Below are 393 nucleotides of genomic sequence, written 5' to 3' on the forward strand. Positions count from 1 at the left end.
ACCCTGCAGCTGTTAGCGATGGTGCAGAATTTAAACCTAAAGCAAATGAGTTGGATTCAAGTGTAAAACTTCCGCCACCCAAATCAAAAGTTATGATAGCCGCACTAACTTCATCATTACTACTTGCCGTTAGACCTGTGTAGTTTACCACACCACCAGATGCGGTTTGAGGCAAACTTCCACCTAAGGTCCAAGTTCCATTTCCTGTAGCAGTCGCATCTACCTGTGTTGCTCCATCAGAATCGCAATTGTTATCATACTGATCTTTCAGTTGAAGAACAGGTTGTGTTGCCAGTGCTGCACCATTTGTAGCAGGCGCTGCTGGCTGAGTGGTAATGGTGAATTTTGCAGCTGCTCCATGGCCAATAGTCTGTGAAACAGTTGCATCAGCAT

1 protein-coding gene is annotated in these 393 nt (G+C 45.3%); it reads right to left on the minus strand.

Translation table 11 applies throughout. From position 1 onward, the window contains the following. The coding region (locus tag M0051_RS19665) for a hypothetical protein (protein ID WP_306743274.1) at positions 1–393 on the minus strand (393 nt) is incomplete at both ends.

Source organism: Marinifilum sp. D714 (assembly GCF_030851345.1).
Classification (GTDB): domain Bacteria; phylum Bacteroidota; class Bacteroidia; order Bacteroidales; family Marinifilaceae; genus Marinifilum.